This is a genomic window from Vibrio sp. Vb0598 (assembly GCF_033338935.1).
Taxonomy (GTDB): Bacteria; Pseudomonadota; Gammaproteobacteria; order Enterobacterales; family Vibrionaceae; genus Vibrio; species Vibrio alginolyticus.
Genome location: NZ_JAWOTP010000274.1, coordinates 1 through 1,067, shown reverse-complemented (window position 1 = coordinate 1,067; position 1,067 = coordinate 1). Strand labels below are relative to the sequence as shown.

Here is a 1,067-nt window from a genome sequence, read left to right as displayed (position 1 = left end):
ATTTCCAGGTAATGCTGCGATTGCGTTGTACATCATGACAGCCTTCTTGTTCATCATGCACGGTTTGCAAATGGCGATCTTCATTGGTGCATTTGGCGATAAGATTCAGATGAGCAGTTGGGAAAAGTACTCCATTTTGATTTTTGGTATTTTTGCCCTGCTCGACATTCGTCGTAAACACATGATGTAAACATCGTTATAAAGAAAAGCCGCTCACTAGAGCGGCTTTTTGTTGTCTTTGATTTATCCCAAATAGCTTTTCACACCATCTAGGAACATCTGGGTGGAAATCATCACCAATAACAAGCCCATCAAGCGTTCCACCGCTTTCAGACCGCGTTCGCCCAACAGACGATTGAAAAAGCCATAGAACATCAAAATAAAGAAGGTCGCGCCCCACGCAATCACCACCGACGCTGAGAGTTCGACCAGTTTGTCGGGATGCTGGGAAGAAAGCAGAAGCAACGCGGCAATCACTGATGGGCCAGCAATCATTGGAATTGCCATTGGCACAATAAACGGCTCTTCACCCGCCGCTAACCCGGTGATGCTCCCTGCACTTGGGAAAATCATCTTAATTGCGATGATAAATAAGATGATGCCACCAGAGATACTCAAAGTTTCCGGCTGTACGTGCAAAAAGCTCAGGATGCTTTGTCCGGCGAACAAGAACAACATCAAAATCAATAAGGCAAAAATCAGCTCGCGGATGAGCACCTTACGACGACGTTTGGGATCGATGTGTTTAAGAATGGACAACACAATGGGCAAATTGCCAAGAGGGTCCATGATAAGAAACAGCATGGTCGCTGCAGAAAGAATATCCATGTTCTGGCCTCGACGAAAAAAATGGCGACCAGTGTATAGTAAGGAGATTGTGCGAGTATACGGCTAAGGGCGAAATCAGATACGCCCTCGATTACCGAAACAACCTCAGACGCCGCTTAATGGTTGCAAATACGCGCCATGTTGACGACGAACTTGCCTTCGAGTTCGCGAACCTTATCGCGCTGTAATAAAAAGGTTAGCAATGCATCTAAGTCTAGATCATTCAACTTACAAGTATG

Annotated in this window: 3 protein-coding genes; 1 reads left to right on the top strand and 2 read right to left on the bottom strand. The window is 45.6% G+C overall.

Annotated features, from left to right (window positions below):
• Window positions 1-190 (top strand): DUF1145 domain-containing protein (locus R7Q38_RS24655; protein WP_318114699.1); only part of this gene is annotated, 190 nt, incomplete at its 5' end.
• A 53-nt stretch (window positions 191-243) separates the two neighbouring features.
• On the opposite strand, the gene R7Q38_RS24650 is transcribed toward R7Q38_RS24655, so the two are convergent.
• Both R7Q38_RS24650 and R7Q38_RS24645 read right to left on the bottom strand, forming a co-directional pair.
• On the bottom strand, window positions 244-828 hold the full coding sequence (locus tag R7Q38_RS24650; protein WP_005455144.1) for a YhgN family NAAT transporter: 585 nt from the start codon (window positions 826-828) through the stop codon (window positions 244-246).
• 116 nt (window positions 829-944) lie between these two features.
• Window positions 945-1,067: DUF2492 family protein (locus R7Q38_RS24645; RefSeq protein WP_318114701.1), on the bottom strand; the 123-nt coding region annotated here is incomplete at its 5' end.

Excerpts from the sequence above, each read along its gene's own strand:
- R7Q38_RS24650 (WP_005455144.1), bottom strand. The coding sequence starts at position 828 with ATGGATATTCTTTCTGCAGCGACCATGCTGTTTCTTATCATGGACCCT.